Here is a 15,464-nt window from a genome sequence, read left to right as displayed (position 1 = left end):
GGAAAACAGTTCCGCATCGAACGCTCTGGTTCGAGGGGATGCACCATGGTAGATTCGACGAGGCATGCGAAGAATTCAAAATTAGATATGCCCCCCTTCTGCGTGGTGGAACATGAGACACGATCTGACGGACCTGCGTTTGTTTCTGAACGTGGGGGAAACACTCAATCTGACCCGGGCTGCGGAACGCACCTTCCTGTCCCTGCCGGCGGCAAGCGCGCGGGTGAAGAACATGGAAGAGGCCTTCAAGGCCCGGCTACTGGTGCGCATGGCCACGGGCGTGGCGCTGACGCCGGCGGGCGAGGTGCTGCTCAAGCATGCGAACGCCGTGTTCCGCCAGCTGGAATGCCTGAACGCGGACCTGCAGCCCTATGCCAGCGGCCTGAAGGGACGCCTGCGCCTGCTGGCCAACACCACGGCCACCAATTCGTTCCTGGCCGACGCCTTGTCCACGTTTCTTGCGGAAAACCCTGACGTGGACGTGGAGCTGGAGGAAAAAATATCTGGCGATATCGTCATCGCCATACGCGCAGGCCAGGGAGACCTGGGGCTGGTGGCGGGCAATATCGACGTGTCGGGCCTGGACGTCACGCCGCTGTTCCGCGATGAACTCACCGTGGTCACGTCGCTGGACCACCCCCTGGCGGCCACGGAGTCCGCGCATTTCGCCGACTTGGTCGATGCCTACCAGTTCGTCGGCATCCACCCCGATAGCGCCATCCAGACCTTCCTGGAAGATATTGCCAGCGGCCTGGGCAAGCGCATCTGCCAGCGCGTGCACGTGGGCAGCTTCGAGGCCGTGTGCCGCATGGTGGAGGCGGGCGCGGGGATCGCGGTGGTGCCGCGCGCCTGCGCGGCGCGCTACAGCCGTCCGGATGCGCTGCACGTGCTCAAGCTGGATGACCCCTGGGCATTGCGCGACCGTCTGCTGTGCCGCCAGCGCGGCCGCGACCTGCCCAGTTTCGCGGAATGCTTCATCGAACATGTGCAGCGTGCGGCCCGCGGCCTGTAGCGCGTTCCGAAGAGGGGCTTTTGCAAATATGTAGCGGTGACTCCGCAGGTTCGGCAAATAATAAAAAAGGCGTCAGGCAGCAGTCCTAGAGCTTGGCCGCCCATAAAACCGAGAACCAGGAGACTGCCGTGACCGATCTACTACGCCGCCGCGCCGTTGCGCGGCTGGGCGCCGCGTGCGCCGCCGCCGCGCTGCCCGCGCTGTTCCCCAAGATGGCCCGCGCCGCCGCCTGGCCGGCGCATGCCGTGAACTTCATCGTGCCGTTTCCTGCGGGCGGCCCCGTGGACACGACCGCGCGCTTCACCACGCAGCCGCTGGGACAGCTGTGGTCGGTGCCCACGGTGGTCGACAACAAGTCGGGCGCTGGCGGCATCGTGGGCGCGCAGTTCGCGGCCAAGTCCGAGCCCGACGGCTACAACTATTTTTTTGCCTCCATCCACCATGCGGTGCTGCCCAGCCTGCGCGGCAATCTGAGCTACGACATTACGCGGGACTTCGTGCCGGTCGGCATGGCGGCGGTGTTTCCCATCGTGCTGGTGGTGAACGCGACGCTGCCCGTGAATTCGGTCAGCGAGCTGATCGCCTATGCCAAGGCCAATCCGGGCAAGCTGTCGTTCAGCTCGTCAGGCACGGGCGGCGGCACGCACCTGGCCGGCGAGTTGTTCAACGCCATGGCCGGCGTGCGCATCCAGCACGTGCCCTACCGCGGCAGCGCGCCCGCCATGCAAGACCTGCTGGGCGGACAGGTGCAGGTGATGTTCGCCGACGGTCCATCCGCCGTGCCGCATCTGAAGGGCGGCAAGGTGCGTGCGCTGGGGGTAGGCAATCCCACGCGTTCCAGCATGCTGCCCGACGTGCCTACCATCGCCGAGTCCGGTCTGCCAGGCTACGAGGCATACTCGTGGAGCGGCGTGATGGCGCCCAAAGGCACCCCGCCCGACATCGTGAAACGCGTGAATGCGGATCTCGTGAAGGTTCTGTCTGACCAGGCCACCGCGCAGGGCATGATCGCCGCAGGCGCCGAGCCCAAGCCCGGCACCCCAGAACAGTTTGGCGAGTTCGTCCGCGATGAAATCGCGAAATGGCGCGACGTCATCAAGACCGCCAACATCAGGCTGGACTAAAGCCGGCGCAGGGCTTCGCGCGCGGCGAGATATTCGGATTCCAGCTGATCCACCAGCATCGCGGCAGGCAGGATTTCCTGCGCCGCGCCCACGCCCTGGCCCGCGCTCCACACATCCTTCCAGGCCTTGGGCCGCGAACTCTTGTCCATGTTCGCGGGCGGGGCCACGCCGTTCCTGGCAAGCTCCAGGGGATCCAGGCCGGCTGCCCGGATGCTGGCCGACAGGTAGTTCGCGGGTACGCCCGAGAAGTAGGGCGTGTAGGTCACGTCTGCCGCCTGCGCCTGCAGCACCATTTCGCGATAGGCGTCGCCGGCCAGCGATTCCTGCGTCGCGATGAAGCGTGTACCCATGTAGGCGAAGTCGCAGCCCAGCACCTGCGCGGCCAAAATGTCCTTGCCGTGGCTGATGCAGCCGGACAGCGCCAGCGGGCCGTCGTAGAAGGCGCGGATCTCGTTGACCAGCGCGAATGGGCTGATCTGCCCTGCATGGCCGCCTGCGCCCGCCGCCACCAGGATCAGGCCGTCGACCCCGGCGTCCAGCGCGCGCTTGGCGTGCCGCACATTGGTGACGTCATGGAATACCAGCCCGCCATAGCCGTGCGCGGCGGCCACCACGGCTTCGGGGGCATGCAGCGAGGTGATGATGAGCGGCACGCGGCGCTCGGCGCAGATGGCCAGATCGCCCTGCCAACGCGGATTGCTGGGGTGGACGATCAGGTTGACGCCATAGGGCGCGATTTGCGCGTCGGGTGCGGCCTGGCGCTTCGCGGCCAGGCCGTTCTCGATGCGCGTGAGCCAGTCGTGCAGCTGCTCCTGCGGACGGGCGTTGAGCGACGGAAAGGTGCCGATGATCCCCGCCGCGCATTGCGCCACCACCAGGTCCGGTCCGGAGACCAGGAACATGGGGGCGCCGATGACGGGGAGGCGGGTGTGGGCGTGCAGCGCGAGCGGGGGATTCATCTGGATGCTCCGGTGGTACTCAATTGGCCTGGATGTTGGCGCTTTGGATGACGTCGGACCACAAGGCGTATTCACGGTCGATGCGCGATTGCAGCGCCTTGGAGTCGCCGGTGTTGATGGTGTAGCCGCCATCGGTCATGGCCTGGCGGAAGGCCGGATCGCTGGAGACTTCGTTCAGCGCGCGGGTCAGGCGGGCCGCGACGGCGTCGGGCAGTTTCTTCGGCCCAACCAGCGCGTACCAGCCGACCACTTCGTAGTCCTTCATGCCGGCTTCGACCATGGTGGGCACGTCGGGCAGTTCGGGGTTGCGGGTCTTGGACGTGACCGCCAGGGCGCGCGCTTTGCCGCTCTTGACGAAGGGGATGGCGGTGCTGGTGATGTCGAACATGAAGGTGATCTTGCCGCTGATCACATCGACCATGGCAGGCGAGTTGCCGCGGTAGGGCACGTGCAGCATGGGCGCGCCCGCCTGCTTCTTCAGCAGCTCGGCCGACAGGTGGTTGGACGCGCCGATGCCGGCGGAACCGAACGACACGGCATCCGGATGGGCCCGGGCGTAGGTGACCAATTCGCTGACGTTCTTGGCTGGGATCTGCGGGCCGATCAGCAGGACGTTGGCGTAGTCCACCACCAGCCCGATCAACGAGAAGTCCTTGCGCGGATCGAACAGCGTGCTGCGCTGTACCAGCGGCGACATGGTGAGGGTGGGGCTGGCGGCGAAGCCCAGCATGTAGCCGTCGGGCGCGGCCTTGGCGGTGGCGTCGGAGGCGATCATGCCGCTGGCGCCGGCGCGGTTTTCCACCACCACGGACTGGCCCAGCTTGTCGCCCAGGTACTTGGCGAAGACGCGGGCGGTGGTGTCCACGGGGCCGCCGGGGGCATAGCCCACCAGCAGCCGGATGGGGCGTTCGGGATAGGCGTCGGCCCAGGCGTTTGAGGCCGTGGCCAGCGCCGCCGTGGCGGCGGCCGCGGCGAGCAGGGTCTTGATGTTCACGCTGTAGTCTCCTTGTGGGTAAGTGGCGGGTCGTGCAGCGGAACAGCTAGCCGCGGCTACGCCAGCCTTTCTTTCAGCGGCTGCTTGAGGATCTTGCCGCTGACGGTGGTGGGAATGGTGTCGATGGGGATGATGCGGGCGGGCCGCTTGTACGGCGCCAGCTGTGCGCGCAGATGCAGCATCAGCAGGTTGGTGTCCACGGTGGCGCCGGGCAAGGGCTCGACGAAGGCGATGACTTCTTCGTTCTGGTCGGCGGTGGGGCGCCCGACCACGGCCGACAGGCGCACGCCGGGGAACGCGTTGATGACGGATTCGACTTCCAGCGGATAGACATTGAAGCCGGAGCGGATGATCAAGTCCTTGGAGCGTCCTGCGATGTACAGTGCGCCCTGTTCGTCGACGTAGCCGATGTCGCCGGTGTTGAGCCAGCCGCCGGGCAGCAGCGCCTGCGCGGTTTGTTCGGGATTGCGGTAGTAGCCCAGCATGACGCCCGGGCCGCGGATCAGGATGTCGCCGCGCTCTCCGGGTGCGGGCGCGCCGTTGTCGGGGTTGCCGATCCGCATTTCCACGCCTTCGACCGCATGGCCGGCCGAGCAGTCGCTGCGCGGCGCATCGATGCGGGTGACAAACATGGAGCCCGCGTATTCGGTGATGCCGTAGCCGTGGTGCATGGCGACGCCGAAATAGCGCTCGGCGTCGCGCTTTAGCGTGGGATCCAGCGCGGCGCCGCCCGTGTACAGGTAGCGCAGGGCAGGGGCGCGCAGCTCTGCGCGCGGCGGCGCCACGGCCATCATGCGGCTGAACATGGTGGGCACGCCCTGCAGGATGCTGACGCCGGGATGGGCCAGGGCCTTGAAGGCGTCGGCGGCGTCGAAGCGGCTGCGCAGCACCAGGCTGGCGCCGGCGTGCACCGTGGCCATCAGCACGGTGGCGATGCCGAAGATGTGCGACATGGGCAGTGCGGCGTAGCCGATGTCCTGCGGCGTCAGGCGGCGCGAGGCGGCGGACACGCGGGCGAAATGCAGCAGGCCGCGGTGCGGCACGAGGACGCCCTTGGGCGCGCCCGTGGTGCCGGACGTGTAGATCACCGTGGCCACTTCCGCGGCCGTGTCGCCAGTTTCGGCCTGCGTGGGCGCATCCGCTCTTGCGGTCTGCATGCCTGGGCCCCAGACGTCCGGGTCGGCGTCGGCGGCGCCGGCGTGCTCGGCATGGGCTGCGGCGGCGGGCGAGACGCCGCTGGTGTAGAGCAGCAGTTCGGGCTGCGCGTGAACGCGGATGGCGTCGATCTCGCGCGCGGACAGGCGCGCGTTCACGCCCACCGGCCAGGCGCCCGCCACGCTGCAGGCAAACAACGCGGCGACCATGGCCGCGCAGTTTTCACCGGCGATCAGCACGCGGTGCCCGGGACGTACGCCCTGTTCTTCGAGCCATGCGGCCGCGGCCTGCACGCGCCGCCAGAACTGCGCGTAGCTCAGTTTGCCGCCGCCTTCCTCGTACAGAAAGGTGGCGTCGGGTCGCTGGCCGGCTTGCTGCGCCAGCAATTGATGGATGCGGGTAAGAGGGGCTGCCGGGGACATGGTTGCGTCGCTCAAAGCGTGGCCTGGGTGCCCAGGATGGCGGTGGATTGGCTGGACAGGGTGCCGCCGTTGCCGTGCACCAAGGCCAGATGCGCATCGGCGACCTGGCGCGCGCCGCATTCGCGGCGCAGCTGGCGGACGGCCTCGATCATGATGAAGACGCCGTACATGCCGGGATGCACGCAGCACAGCCCGCCGCCGTTGGTGTTGACCGGCAGCGCGCCGCCAGGGGCGATGGCGCCGCCCGCGATGAAGTCCTTGCTTTCGCCCTTGGCGCAGAAGCCCAGGTCTTCCAGGAACAGCAGGGTATTGATGGTGAAGGCGTCGTACAGTTCCACCACGTCGATGTCCCGGGGCGCAACGCCTGCCATCTCGAAGGCCCGCTTGCCGGACTCGGCCGCGGCGGTCACGGTCAGGTCTTCCATGGACGAGATCTGGCGGTTCCAGACCGCGGTGGCGTTGCCCAGCACGTAGACCGGCGGACGCGGCAGGTCGCGGGCGCGCTCGGCGCGCACCAGCACGTAGGCGCCGGCGCCGTCGGTGACCAGGCAGCAATCGCGCACGCTCAAGGGATCGGACACCATGCGGGCCGAGAGGATCTGGTCCAGCGTGGCGGGTTCGCGCAATTGCGCTTCGGGATTCAGCTGGGCCCATTGGTTGGCGGCCAGCGCCACCTGCGCCAGGTGCTCGCGACGCGTACCGTATTGATGCATGTGGCGCGCGGCCGCCAGTGCGTAGGAGGACAGGGGACTCAGCGGCTCGTAGGGCGTTTCGTACGGCTGTGGATCGAACTGCTTGCGGACCCGGCCGATCTCGGCGCGGCTCAAGGTGGAAGTGCGCTGCGTGCTGCCATAGCAGACCAGCACCGCGTTGCACTGGCCGGATGCCAGCGCGTGCAGCGCGGGCAGCAGGTGCGCGACGAAGCTGGAGCCGCCCAGCATGGTGCTGTCGATGAAGCTGGGGCGGATGCCCAGGTGTTCGATGACCGGCATGGCCCACATGGGCGCGGCCACGCTGGCGGTGCAGATGCCGTCGATGTCGCGCATGGTGAGGCCGGCGTCTGCCACCGCGCGCTGCGCGGCCTGCACCAGGATTTCCATTTCGGTGTAGCCCGCGGCCTGGCCCAGGCCCGCGTGGCCCACGCCGGCCACCGCCACGGCGCCGCGCAGATCGTTCAGCGTCATTGCGCCTCCTGGTTGGGTCGGAAGATCAGGAGGCCGCGGCCGTCCTGCTGCGCCACCTGCGCGCGCACCGCCATGCCGATATGCACGGCGTCCGGCGCCACGCCTTCGACGCGGCTCATCAGCCTGACGCCTTCCCGCAGGTCTATCAGCGCCACGTTGTAGTCGCCGCCCGCCTCGGGCTTGCGGCGCACCACGGTGGTGGAATAGACCTCGCCGCGCCCGTCGGGCTCGGTCCAGGCGAGTTTGTCCGCGCCGCAATGCGGGCAGATCATGCGGGGGTAGAACACGGCGCGGTTGCAGCCCGCGCAATGCTGGATGAGGAAGCGGCCTTGGTCCAGCGCCTGGCGGTATTGCGCCTCGACGCCTTGCGGCGCGACGGCCTGCTGATCGGGAACGGTCATGATGCCTACGGGTTCCAGTGGATGACGCTTGCAAGTGTCGGCACTGGCGGCGGGTTCGGCCATTCTTCATTGCTGAAGCTGGCCTTCTGCCGGCCCGTAGTGGGGCGCCCTATGTCCTGCGCGAAGCCCGTCTTCGGAAGAGGCAGATTGTCCGGCGTGCCCCCGCGTGGCTAGATATCGGAAAAGGAGCCCGACCATGAATCTGACCTGGACGCCGCAGGAGCGGCTATTCCGCGAAGAAGTGCGCGCCTTCGCCACGGACAAGCTGCCGCAGGACATACGCGACAAGGTGCTGCGCCACCAGCGGCTGGAGCGCGAGGACTACGTACGCTGGCATAACATCCTGGCCGACCAGGGCTGGGGCGCGCCGAACTGGCCGGTCGAGCATGGCGGCACCGGCTGGAATGCATTGCAGCGGCTGATCTTCGAGGTCGAATGTTTCAAGGCCGGCGCGCCGCGCCTGTTGCCATTCGGCCTGTCCATGATCGGCCCGGTCCTGATGAAGTACGGCAGCGCCGAGCAGCAGGCGCGCCTCTTGCCTCGCATCATCCGCGTGGAGGACTGGTGGTGCCAGGGCTATTCCGAACCGGGGTCGGGGTCCGATCTGGCCTCGCTCTCGACCCGCGCCGTGCGCGACGGCGACGAATACGTCGTCAACGGCCAGAAGACCTGGACCACCCTGGCTCAGTACGCCGATTGGATGTTCTGCCTGGTCCGCACCGACCCCGAGGCCCGCGCGCAGCGCGGCATCTCCATGCTGCTGCTGGACATGCGTACGCCGGGCGTGACCGTGCGCCCCATCCGTACGCTGGATGGGGGGCACGACGTGAACGAGGTCTGGCTGGAGAACGTGCGCGTGCCCGTGGCCAACCTGGTGGGCGTGGAGAACCAGGGCTGGACCTATGCCAAGTACCTGCTGGGCCACGAGCGCACCGGCATCGCAGGCCTGGGCCATTGCCACCGCGAACTGGGCGTGCTCAAGCACATGGCGGTGCAGGCGCAGTCCCGGGGCAAGCCCCTGTTGGCCGACGGCCGGTTCCGCGACCGCATCTCGCGCATCGAGGTGGACATCATGGCGCTGGAAATGCTGCTGCTGCGCGTGGCCTCCAGCAACGACGGCACGCCGGGGCCGGAAGCGTCGGTGCTGAAGATCCGCGGCTCCGAGATCCAGCAGGACCTGGCCATGCTGCAGATGGAGGTGGCGGGGCCGGACGCCTGGCCCTATGACCCCGATTGGCTGCAGGCAGACCATGGATACAGCGGTCCTGGGCCGGAACTGGCGGCTGCGGCGGGCGCCGGCTATGCCGACATGCGCAAGACCTCGATCTACGGCGGCACTACCGAAGTGCAGAAGGGCATCATCGCCCGCCTGGTGCTGGGCCTGTAGGCCCGGCCTCGCGCAACCCGACAGGAAGACGACGCATGGATTTCATCTATACCGAAGAACAACGCATGCTGGCCGACAGCCTGCGGCGACTGGTGGACCAGGAATGGACGCACGCGCGCCGCCGGGCCCGGCAGGCGGCGGGCAAGCTGGATGCCGACGCCTGGGCCGCGCTGGCTGAACTGGGCGTTCTGGGCCTGACCATCCCGCAGGATTTCGGCGGCTTCGGCGAAGTGCCCGCCAGCCTGCTGCCCGTGCACGTGGAACTGGGACGCGGATTGGTGTCCGAGCCGGTCATTCCCAGCGCGGTCATGGGCGCGGCGCTGATCGAAGCCTGCGGCGGCGAAGCGCGCGGCTTGTGGCTGCCGGCCATCGCCTCGGGCGACGCCGTGGTCAGCGTGGCGTACCAGGAGCCCGGCCGCCGCTACGACACCGATCCGCGCGATTGCCGCGCCAGCAAGACTGCCGATGGCTGGCGGCTGGACGGCGCCAAGCATCTGGTCTGGCACGGCGCGGCGGCCACCGCGTGGCTGGTCAGCGCGCGCGGCGACGGGGGCGAGACCCTGTTGCTGGCGGTGCCGGCGGATACGGCAGGCGTGAGGATCACCGATACGCCCACGCTGGACGGCGCGCGCTGCGCCCGGCTGGATCTGAACGCGGTCAATCTGGCGCCCGAGGCCTTGCTGGCGCAAGGGACCGCCGCCGACCAGGCGCTGGCGCAGTCCTTGCAATGGGGCACGGCCGCGCTATGCGCGCACGCCGCGGGCGCAATGGAGCGGCTGCTGGAGATCACCGTCGACTACCTGAAGGCGCGCAAGCAGTTCGGCCAACCGCTGGCCTCGTTCCAGGCCTTGCAGCATCGCCTGGCGGAAATGCTGGTGGCCAAGGAACTGGCTTTGTCCATGGCTTATGTGGCGGTGGCGGCGCTGACCGAAACCGACGCAGCGCAGCGCCGCCGCATGATCGCCTCCGCGAAGTTGGAAGCCGCGCGCGCCGGACGCCTGGTGGCGCAACTGGCGGTGCAGCTGCATGGCGGCATGGGCATGACCGACGAGCTGGACGTGGGCGATTACTTCAAACGGCTGACCGTCGTGGACCAGCTGCTGGGCGATACGGCCGAACAACTGGCGGTGCTGGAGGAACTGGCATGAGCGCAGCGGCGACGACTCAGGTCGAAGGCGGCTACACCCAGATCCGCTTCACGCTGGAGCGGGGCGTGGGCGTCATCACACTGAACCGGCCCGACCGGTTGAACAGTTTCACGGAAGTCATGCATGCCGAGCTGGCGCGGGCGCTGGATGCCATGGAGGCGGACAGCGGCCTGCGCGGACTGATCATCACAGGCTCGGGCCGGGGCTTTTGCGCTGGGCAGGACCTGGGCGAGCGCAAGCCGGCTGAGGACGGAGCACGTCGCGACCTGAGCCTGATTCTTGAGCAGTGCTACCGACCGCTGATCACCCGGCTGCGTAACCTGCCGGTGCCGGTGGTGTGCGTGATGAACGGCGTCGCGGCCGGCGCAGGCGCCAGCCTGGCGCTGGCTTGCGACGTGGTGTTCGCAGTGGAGTCGGCGCGCTTCATTCAGGCCTTCAGCAAGATCGGCCTGCTGCCGGATGCCGGCGGTACCTGGTTCCTGCCGCGTTTGGTGGGCTCTGCGCGGGCCATGGGCGCCGCGCTGTTCGGCGAAGCGCTCAGCGCCAGGCAGGCGGAAGCCTGGGGCCTGATCTGGCGTGTGGTGCCAGACGCCGCGCTGGCGGACACGCTGACTGAAGTCGCCGATACGCTGGCGGCCGGACCTACGCGCGCCTATGCGGCTACCAAGGCGGCGCTGCACGCGTCCAGCGGCAACACGCTGGCGCAGCAGTTCGATCTGGAATGCCGCTTGCAGCGCGAACTGGGCTACACCGACGACTACCTGGAAGGCATGCGGGCGTTCGCGCAGAAGCGCCCGCCGGCGTTCACCGGCACCTGAGCTTTGCAGACGGCCGTCAGGGCGTCCGCGCCACCTGGATCTGTTCGATGAGTTCGCGCGCGCAACCCGGCAGAGCGTCGATGTCGCGCACCAGCAGCTTGCGTTCGCGCACCACCCAGGGCTCGTCCAATTCGACCACGCGCAGCTTCATGTCGGCGCCATAGCGCCGCGCGGCGGAGTCGGGGATGACGCCGATGCCCACGCCCGCCTGCACCATCCGGCAGATGGAATCGAAGCTGTAGAGCTGGATGCGCTGGGGCAGGCGCTGGCCCACCTGTTCCAGCTGGTCGCGCAGGAAGGCGACCAGGGTGGAACCTTCGTGCATGGTGATGAAGGGGTAGCGCACCGCCTCGGCCAGCTTGATCTTTTCCTGATCCTGCAGCGGGTGGCCATTGGGCACCACCAGCACCAGCTTGTCGGTGCTGAAGTGGATGGTCTGCAATTCGGGCGCATCCACCGGGCCGGCCACGATGCCCAGGTCGGTGGTGCCGTCCAGCACGCCGCGCACGATGTCGCGGGTCAGGCGTTCCTGCAGGTCCACGGTGACGCCAGGGTGGCCGGACAGGAATTGCGCCAGGATGTCCGGCATGAATTCCGTGACCGCCGTGGTGTTGGCGAAAATGCGGATGTGGCCGGCGTCGCCGTCGGCCTGCTCCTGGAAGTCATGTTTCAGGTGGTCCACCTGGCGCATGATGACGCGCGCGTGCTGCAGCAGCTTCTGGCCCGCAGGCGTGATCTCCACTCCGCGGCTGTCGCGGTACAGGAGGCGGGTATTGAGCTGGTTCTCCAGCGCCTTGATGCGCACGCTGACGGCTGCCAGGGACAGGTGCGCCCGCTTGGCAGCCTGGGTCAGGCTGGGGGATTCGGCGATGTGGATGAACAGGCGTAGGTCGGCGAGGTCGAAGTGCATGGGCCATATATTACGGCGCGAGGCGTCGGGCCGGGAGGCAGGGGTGCGATTCAGGCAGCGCAAACCCCGCCTTGAGCAAAAACGAATTCACAAGCGGGACGGCTTGCGGGCATGCTTCAGTCTGTAAAAACCCCAGCAGAGGATATCGGCATGACATCTACAGATCCGGCCGCCTGGATCGGCAGCGGCGAACGCAGGGCGGACGCCATGGATCCTGGCCACGCCGCGCGCATCGCAGCAACCCTGGGCGGTCCGGCGCCGGTCCAGGGCGATGCCTTGCCGCCGCTGTGGCAATGGGCGTTCTTCATTTCCACGGTGGACATGGGCGGGCTGGGGACGGATGGCCATCCGGCGCGCGGCGGCTTTTTGCCGCCGGCCCAGGACCGCAACCGCATGTGGGCGGGCGGCCGGGTCGAGTTCCGCCGGCCGCTGTTGGTCGGCGTGCCCGCGGAGCGCGAATCCACGGTGATCGATGTCAAGGAAAAGGCAGGGCGCACTGGCGCACTGCTGTTCGTGACCGTGCGCCACGAGTTCCGCCAGGAAGGCGAGGTCGCCATCCACGAGGAGCAGGACATCGTCTATCGGCAGCCGACGCCGCCCAAGCTTACGGGCAGCGAGCCCGCGCCGCAGGCGCAGTGGCGCGATACCGTTGAGCCGTCGCCGGTGCTGCTGTTCCGCTACTCGGCGGTGACCTTCAACGGCCATCGCATTCACTACGACCATCCCTACGTGACGGGCACCGAGGGCTATCCCGGGCTGGTGGTGCACGGCCCGCTCATCGCCACCGAGATGGTTGCCGCCTTCTCCCGCGCCCATCCGCAGGCGCGCCTGACCCATCTGTCGTATCGCGGCCTGCGTCCGCTGATTGCGCCCGCACCCTTCCAGGTGGCCGGCCGCTTGACCGAGCCGGGCGTGGCCCAGCTCTGGGCTGAGCAGGACGGCACGCTGGCCCACCAAGCTGAACTGAGGTTTACAGAATGAGCATAGAGGCCCCCCGTCCCCTGGACGGCATCACCGTCGTCAGCCTGGAGCACGCGATCGCCGCGCCGTTCTGCACCCGCCAGCTCGCGGACATGGGCGCGCGCGTCATCAAGATCGAACGTCCCGGCGGCGGGGACTTCGCCCGCGGCTACGACGAGCGCGTGCGCGGCCTGTCCTCGCATTTCGTCTGGACCAACCGATCCAAGGAAAGCCTGACGCTGGACCTCAAGCGCGAAGAGGCGGGTGGCGTCATGGAGCGCCTGCTGGAGACGGCCGACGTGCTGGTGCAGAACCTGGCGCCCGGCGCCGCTGCGCGTCTGGGACTGTCTTTTGACGCCCTGCACAAGAAGTATCCGCGCCTGATCGTCTGCGATATCTCGGGCTATGGCGAAGGCGGGCCCTATCAGGACAAGAAGGCCTACGACCTGCTGATCCAGAGCGAAAGCGGTTTCCTGTCCGTGACGGGTACCAGGGACGATCCGGTCAAGGCCGGTTGCTCCATCGCCGACATCGCGGCCGGCATGTACGCCTATTCCGCGATCCTGAACGCATTGCTGCTGCGGCAGAAAACGGGCCTGGGCAGCCGCCTGGACGTCTCCATGCTGGAGAGCATGGTGGAGTGGATGGGGTTTCCCATGTACTACGCCTTCGACGGCGCCACGCCGCCCGTGCGCGCGGGCGCGGCCCACGCCTCCATCTATCCCTACGGGCCGTTCCCCGTGGGCGACGGCGCCACCATCATGCTGGGCCTGCAGAACGAGCGCGAATGGCGCGTGTTCTGCGCCCAGGTGCTGCGCCAGGCGGAACTCGCGGAAGACCCGCGCTTCATCTCCAATTCGCTGCGCACCGCCAACCGCGACGACCTGCGCGCGCTGATCGTGGCCGCCTTCGCCGACCTGTCCATCGAACAGGTGACGCAGCGGCTGGAGGACGCGCAGATCGCCAATGCGCGCGTCAACGACATGGCCGGCGTCTGGGCCCATCCGCAATTGCAGGCCCGAGGCCGCTGGAGCCAGGTGGACAGCCCCGCCGGCGAGCTGCCCGCGCTGCTGCCTCCGGCCAGCAGCAACGCCTTCGCGCCGCGCATGGCCGCGGTGCCCGCGGTGGGCCAAAACACCGATGCGGTGCTAGCATCATTGGGATACGCGCCCGATCAGGTGGCGCAGTTCCATGCATCGGAGGTCGTGTGACGCATCCCGTTGTCCGTAGCGCGCTGTTCGTGCCGGCGTCGCGCCCCGAGCGCATCCCCAAGGCGCTGGCCGCCGGCGCCGACGCCGTCATCGTCGATCTGGAAGACGCGGTGGAGCATCTGGCCAAGGCGGCCGCCCGGGAAGCGCTGTGCGATTTCCTGGGGACGAATCCGCGCGCCCGGCTGTGGGTGCGGATCAACGACGCCTCCACCTCCTGGCACGACGACGATCTCAAGGCCTGCCGCGGCAAGCCCGGGGTGGCCGGCGTGCTGCTGCCCAAGGCCGAGAGCCTGGCGCAGGTGCGCCATGTGGTCCAGGCGGGCCTGCGGGTGATTCCCATCCTGGAAACCGCCCAGGGCATCCTCAACGTTGCGGAAGTCGCCGCCACGCCCGGCGTGGAGCGCCTGGCCTTCGGCAGTCTGGACTACGGCCTGGACCTGGGACTGACGCCCGATACGCCGGGGGCGCAAACCGTGCTGGACCAGGCGCGCGTGCAGGTGCTGCTGCACAGCCGCGCAGCCGGACTGGCGCCCGCGCTGGATGGCGTGTTTCCGGGCATCCAGGACCAGGCCGGGCTGGCGCATGCCGCCGGCCGCGCGCAGCAAATGGGCTTTGGCGGCATGCTGTGCATCCACCCCACGCAAGTGCCGGTGATCCACGCGGCCTTCGTGCCCGCGGCGCAGGAACTGGCCTGGGCGCGCCGCGTCATCGCCACGCATCGCGACACTTCAGCCGGCACCTTCATGCTGGACGGCAAGATGGTCGACGCCCCAGTCATCGCACGCGCGCGACTGGTGCTGGCGCAGGCGGGCGAAACCACCGGCATCTAGGCCGGTTCCGCTCACTTCTTTCCGGCAGCTCCATGGGCGAAGCGCTCTTCATCGGACACACTTATATCGACGTCACCGTGCTGGCGGACGAATGGCCTACGGGCGATGAAAAAAGCGTGGCGCGCGACTACGCGGTGTCCTTCGGCGGCAACGCGGTGACGGCCGCGTTCGCCTGCGCGCGGCTGGGCACGCCGCCGGACCTGATCTGCTCGCTGGCATCGGACTGGCTGGGCCACATGTACACGGACATGGCTGCGGCGCACGGGGTGTCGCTGCATGCGCGCAAAGTGAGCCGTTCGTCCCTGTCCTTCATCATGCCCAATCACGGCAAGCGCGCCATCGTGCGTGCGCGCGACGTGGACTACCTGAACGACTTTCCGCGGCTGGACATCGGCGGCTACCGTGCCTTGCACCTGGACGGGCATCAGCCCGACGCCGCCCTGCATTACGCGCAGGCGTGTCGGCAGGCGGGCGTGCTGACCTCGCTCGATGGCGGCGGCGTGCGCGAGAACACCGACGAGCTGCTGCGCCACGTCGACGTGGCGGTCTGCGCGGAGCGCATGTGCGAACAATTGGGGCTTGCGCCGTCAGGCCTGCTGGAACTGCTGAAGGCGCGCGGCTGCCGCATCGGCGCGGTCACCATGGGCGAGCGCGGCATGCTCTGGTACGACGAGACGGGAACGGTGGATGTCCTGCCCGCGCTGGACGTGCCGGCCGCCAGCATTGTCGATACCTCGGGGGCCGGGGACGTGTTCCACGGCGCCTACGTCTGGTCCTATCTGAACCGGCCGGAACTGCCGTGGGCGGAGCACTTCACCTTTGCGCGCGCGGCTTCGGCCCACAAGATCCAGCATCTGGGCAATGAAGCGGGCCTGCCGCAGGTCGAGGACGTGGAGCGCGTGCTGATGGCCTACGCGCCGAAGGAATAGCGGGCGGGCTTGGCCGCCGG

At 68.3% G+C, this 15,464-nt stretch carries 15 protein-coding genes; 9 read left to right on the top strand and 6 right to left on the bottom strand.

Annotated elements, in window-relative coordinates:
* The first annotated feature begins 112 nt into the window (after nucleotides 1-112).
* On the top strand, nucleotides 113-1,012 hold the full coding sequence (locus IB268_RS19745) for a LysR family transcriptional regulator (protein ID WP_054457503.1): 900 nt from the start codon (nucleotides 113-115) through the stop codon (nucleotides 1,010-1,012).
* A 128-nt stretch (nucleotides 1,013-1,140) separates the two neighbouring features.
* The gene (locus IB268_RS19740; protein WP_192354666.1) at nucleotides 1,141-2,136 is read left to right on the top strand and encodes a tripartite tricarboxylate transporter substrate binding protein; all 996 of its coding nucleotides are present in this window, start codon (nucleotides 1,141-1,143) and stop codon (nucleotides 2,134-2,136) included.
* Here the strand turns inward: IB268_RS19740 and IB268_RS19735 are convergent.
* Genes IB268_RS19735 through IB268_RS19715 form a run of 5 tightly spaced genes read right to left on the bottom strand, consistent with a single transcriptional unit; the run spans nucleotide 2,133 to nucleotide 7,251 of the window.
* Complete coding sequence (locus IB268_RS19735; RefSeq protein WP_125473202.1) at nucleotides 2,133-3,095, bottom strand: nitronate monooxygenase family protein; 963 nt, start codon at nucleotides 3,093-3,095, stop codon at nucleotides 2,133-2,135. The genes IB268_RS19740 and IB268_RS19735 overlap by 4 nt on opposite strands.
* A gap of 19 nt (nucleotides 3,096-3,114) precedes the next feature.
* Nucleotides 3,115-4,089 (bottom strand): tripartite tricarboxylate transporter substrate binding protein, encoded by a 975-nt coding sequence (locus IB268_RS19730; RefSeq protein WP_175181103.1) that lies wholly within the window; start codon nucleotides 4,087-4,089, stop codon nucleotides 3,115-3,117.
* Between the two features lie 56 nt (nucleotides 4,090-4,145).
* Nucleotides 4,146-5,666, bottom strand: a complete 1,521-nt coding sequence (locus IB268_RS19725; protein WP_119451448.1) for a class I adenylate-forming enzyme family protein — start codon at nucleotides 5,664-5,666, stop codon at nucleotides 4,146-4,148.
* Nucleotides 5,667-5,677: 11 nt separating this feature from the next.
* A complete protein-coding gene (locus IB268_RS19720; RefSeq protein WP_054457495.1) occupies nucleotides 5,678-6,850 on the bottom strand; it encodes a thiolase in 1,173 nt (390 codons plus the stop codon).
* Nucleotides 6,847-7,251, bottom strand: coding sequence for a Zn-ribbon domain-containing OB-fold protein (locus IB268_RS19715; protein WP_192354665.1), 405 nt, complete (start codon nucleotides 7,249-7,251; stop codon nucleotides 6,847-6,849). Before IB268_RS19715 ends, IB268_RS19720 begins: the two co-directional genes overlap by 4 nt.
* Before the next feature lie 196 nt (nucleotides 7,252-7,447).
* On the opposite strand from IB268_RS19715, the gene IB268_RS19710 reads away from it, so the two are divergent.
* The 3 genes from IB268_RS19710 to paaG are packed head-to-tail and all read left to right on the top strand — an operon-like array spanning nucleotide 7,448 to nucleotide 10,604.
* Complete coding sequence (locus IB268_RS19710) at nucleotides 7,448-8,638, top strand: acyl-CoA dehydrogenase family protein (RefSeq protein ID WP_125473198.1); 1,191 nt, start codon at nucleotides 7,448-7,450, stop codon at nucleotides 8,636-8,638.
* 35 nt (nucleotides 8,639-8,673) lie between these two features.
* Nucleotides 8,674-9,786 carry an acyl-CoA dehydrogenase family protein gene (locus IB268_RS19705; protein ID WP_054457490.1) on the top strand — a complete coding sequence of 371 codons (1,113 nt, stop codon included), beginning with the start codon at nucleotides 8,674-8,676 and terminating at the stop codon, nucleotides 9,784-9,786.
* Nucleotides 9,783-10,604, top strand: a complete 822-nt coding sequence (gene paaG / locus IB268_RS19700) for a 2-(1,2-epoxy-1,2-dihydrophenyl)acetyl-CoA isomerase PaaG (RefSeq protein ID WP_192354664.1) — start codon at nucleotides 9,783-9,785, stop codon at nucleotides 10,602-10,604. The genes IB268_RS19705 and paaG overlap by 4 nt, the downstream gene beginning before the upstream one ends.
* Nucleotides 10,605-10,620: 16 nt before the next feature.
* On the opposite strand, the gene IB268_RS19695 is transcribed toward paaG, so the two are convergent.
* Nucleotides 10,621-11,514, bottom strand: coding sequence for a LysR family transcriptional regulator (locus IB268_RS19695; RefSeq protein WP_125473195.1), 894 nt, complete (start codon nucleotides 11,512-11,514; stop codon nucleotides 10,621-10,623).
* Nucleotides 11,515-11,664: 150 nt separating this feature from the next.
* Between IB268_RS19695 and IB268_RS19690 the strand changes: the two genes are divergently transcribed.
* From IB268_RS19690 to IB268_RS19675, 4 genes are read left to right on the top strand one after another with little or no spacing between them, the layout of a single operon-like run.
* Nucleotides 11,665-12,495 carry a MaoC family dehydratase N-terminal domain-containing protein gene (locus IB268_RS19690; RefSeq protein ID WP_054457484.1) on the top strand — a complete coding sequence of 277 codons (831 nt, stop codon included), beginning with the start codon at nucleotides 11,665-11,667 and terminating at the stop codon, nucleotides 12,493-12,495.
* The gene (locus tag IB268_RS19685; RefSeq protein ID WP_054457482.1) at nucleotides 12,492-13,685 is read left to right on the top strand and encodes a CaiB/BaiF CoA-transferase family protein; all 1,194 of its coding nucleotides are present in this window, start codon (nucleotides 12,492-12,494) and stop codon (nucleotides 13,683-13,685) included. The genes IB268_RS19690 and IB268_RS19685 overlap by 4 nt, the downstream gene beginning before the upstream one ends.
* Nucleotides 13,682-14,515, top strand: coding sequence for a CoA ester lyase (locus IB268_RS19680; RefSeq protein WP_054457480.1), 834 nt, complete (start codon nucleotides 13,682-13,684; stop codon nucleotides 14,513-14,515). Before IB268_RS19685 ends, IB268_RS19680 begins: the two co-directional genes overlap by 4 nt.
* A 32-nt stretch (nucleotides 14,516-14,547) precedes the next feature.
* Nucleotides 14,548-15,444, top strand: coding sequence for a sugar kinase (locus tag IB268_RS19675; protein WP_054457478.1), 897 nt, complete (start codon nucleotides 14,548-14,550; stop codon nucleotides 15,442-15,444).
* Nucleotides 15,445-15,464 lie beyond the last annotated feature (20 nt).

The organism is Achromobacter sp. ACM01 (assembly GCF_014851745.1).
In the GTDB taxonomy this organism is placed as follows: domain Bacteria; phylum Pseudomonadota; class Gammaproteobacteria; order Burkholderiales; family Burkholderiaceae_B; genus Achromobacter; species Achromobacter aegrifaciens.
Note: the sequence above shows the minus strand (reverse complement) of the source record. Positions and strands in the feature narration are given on the sequence as shown.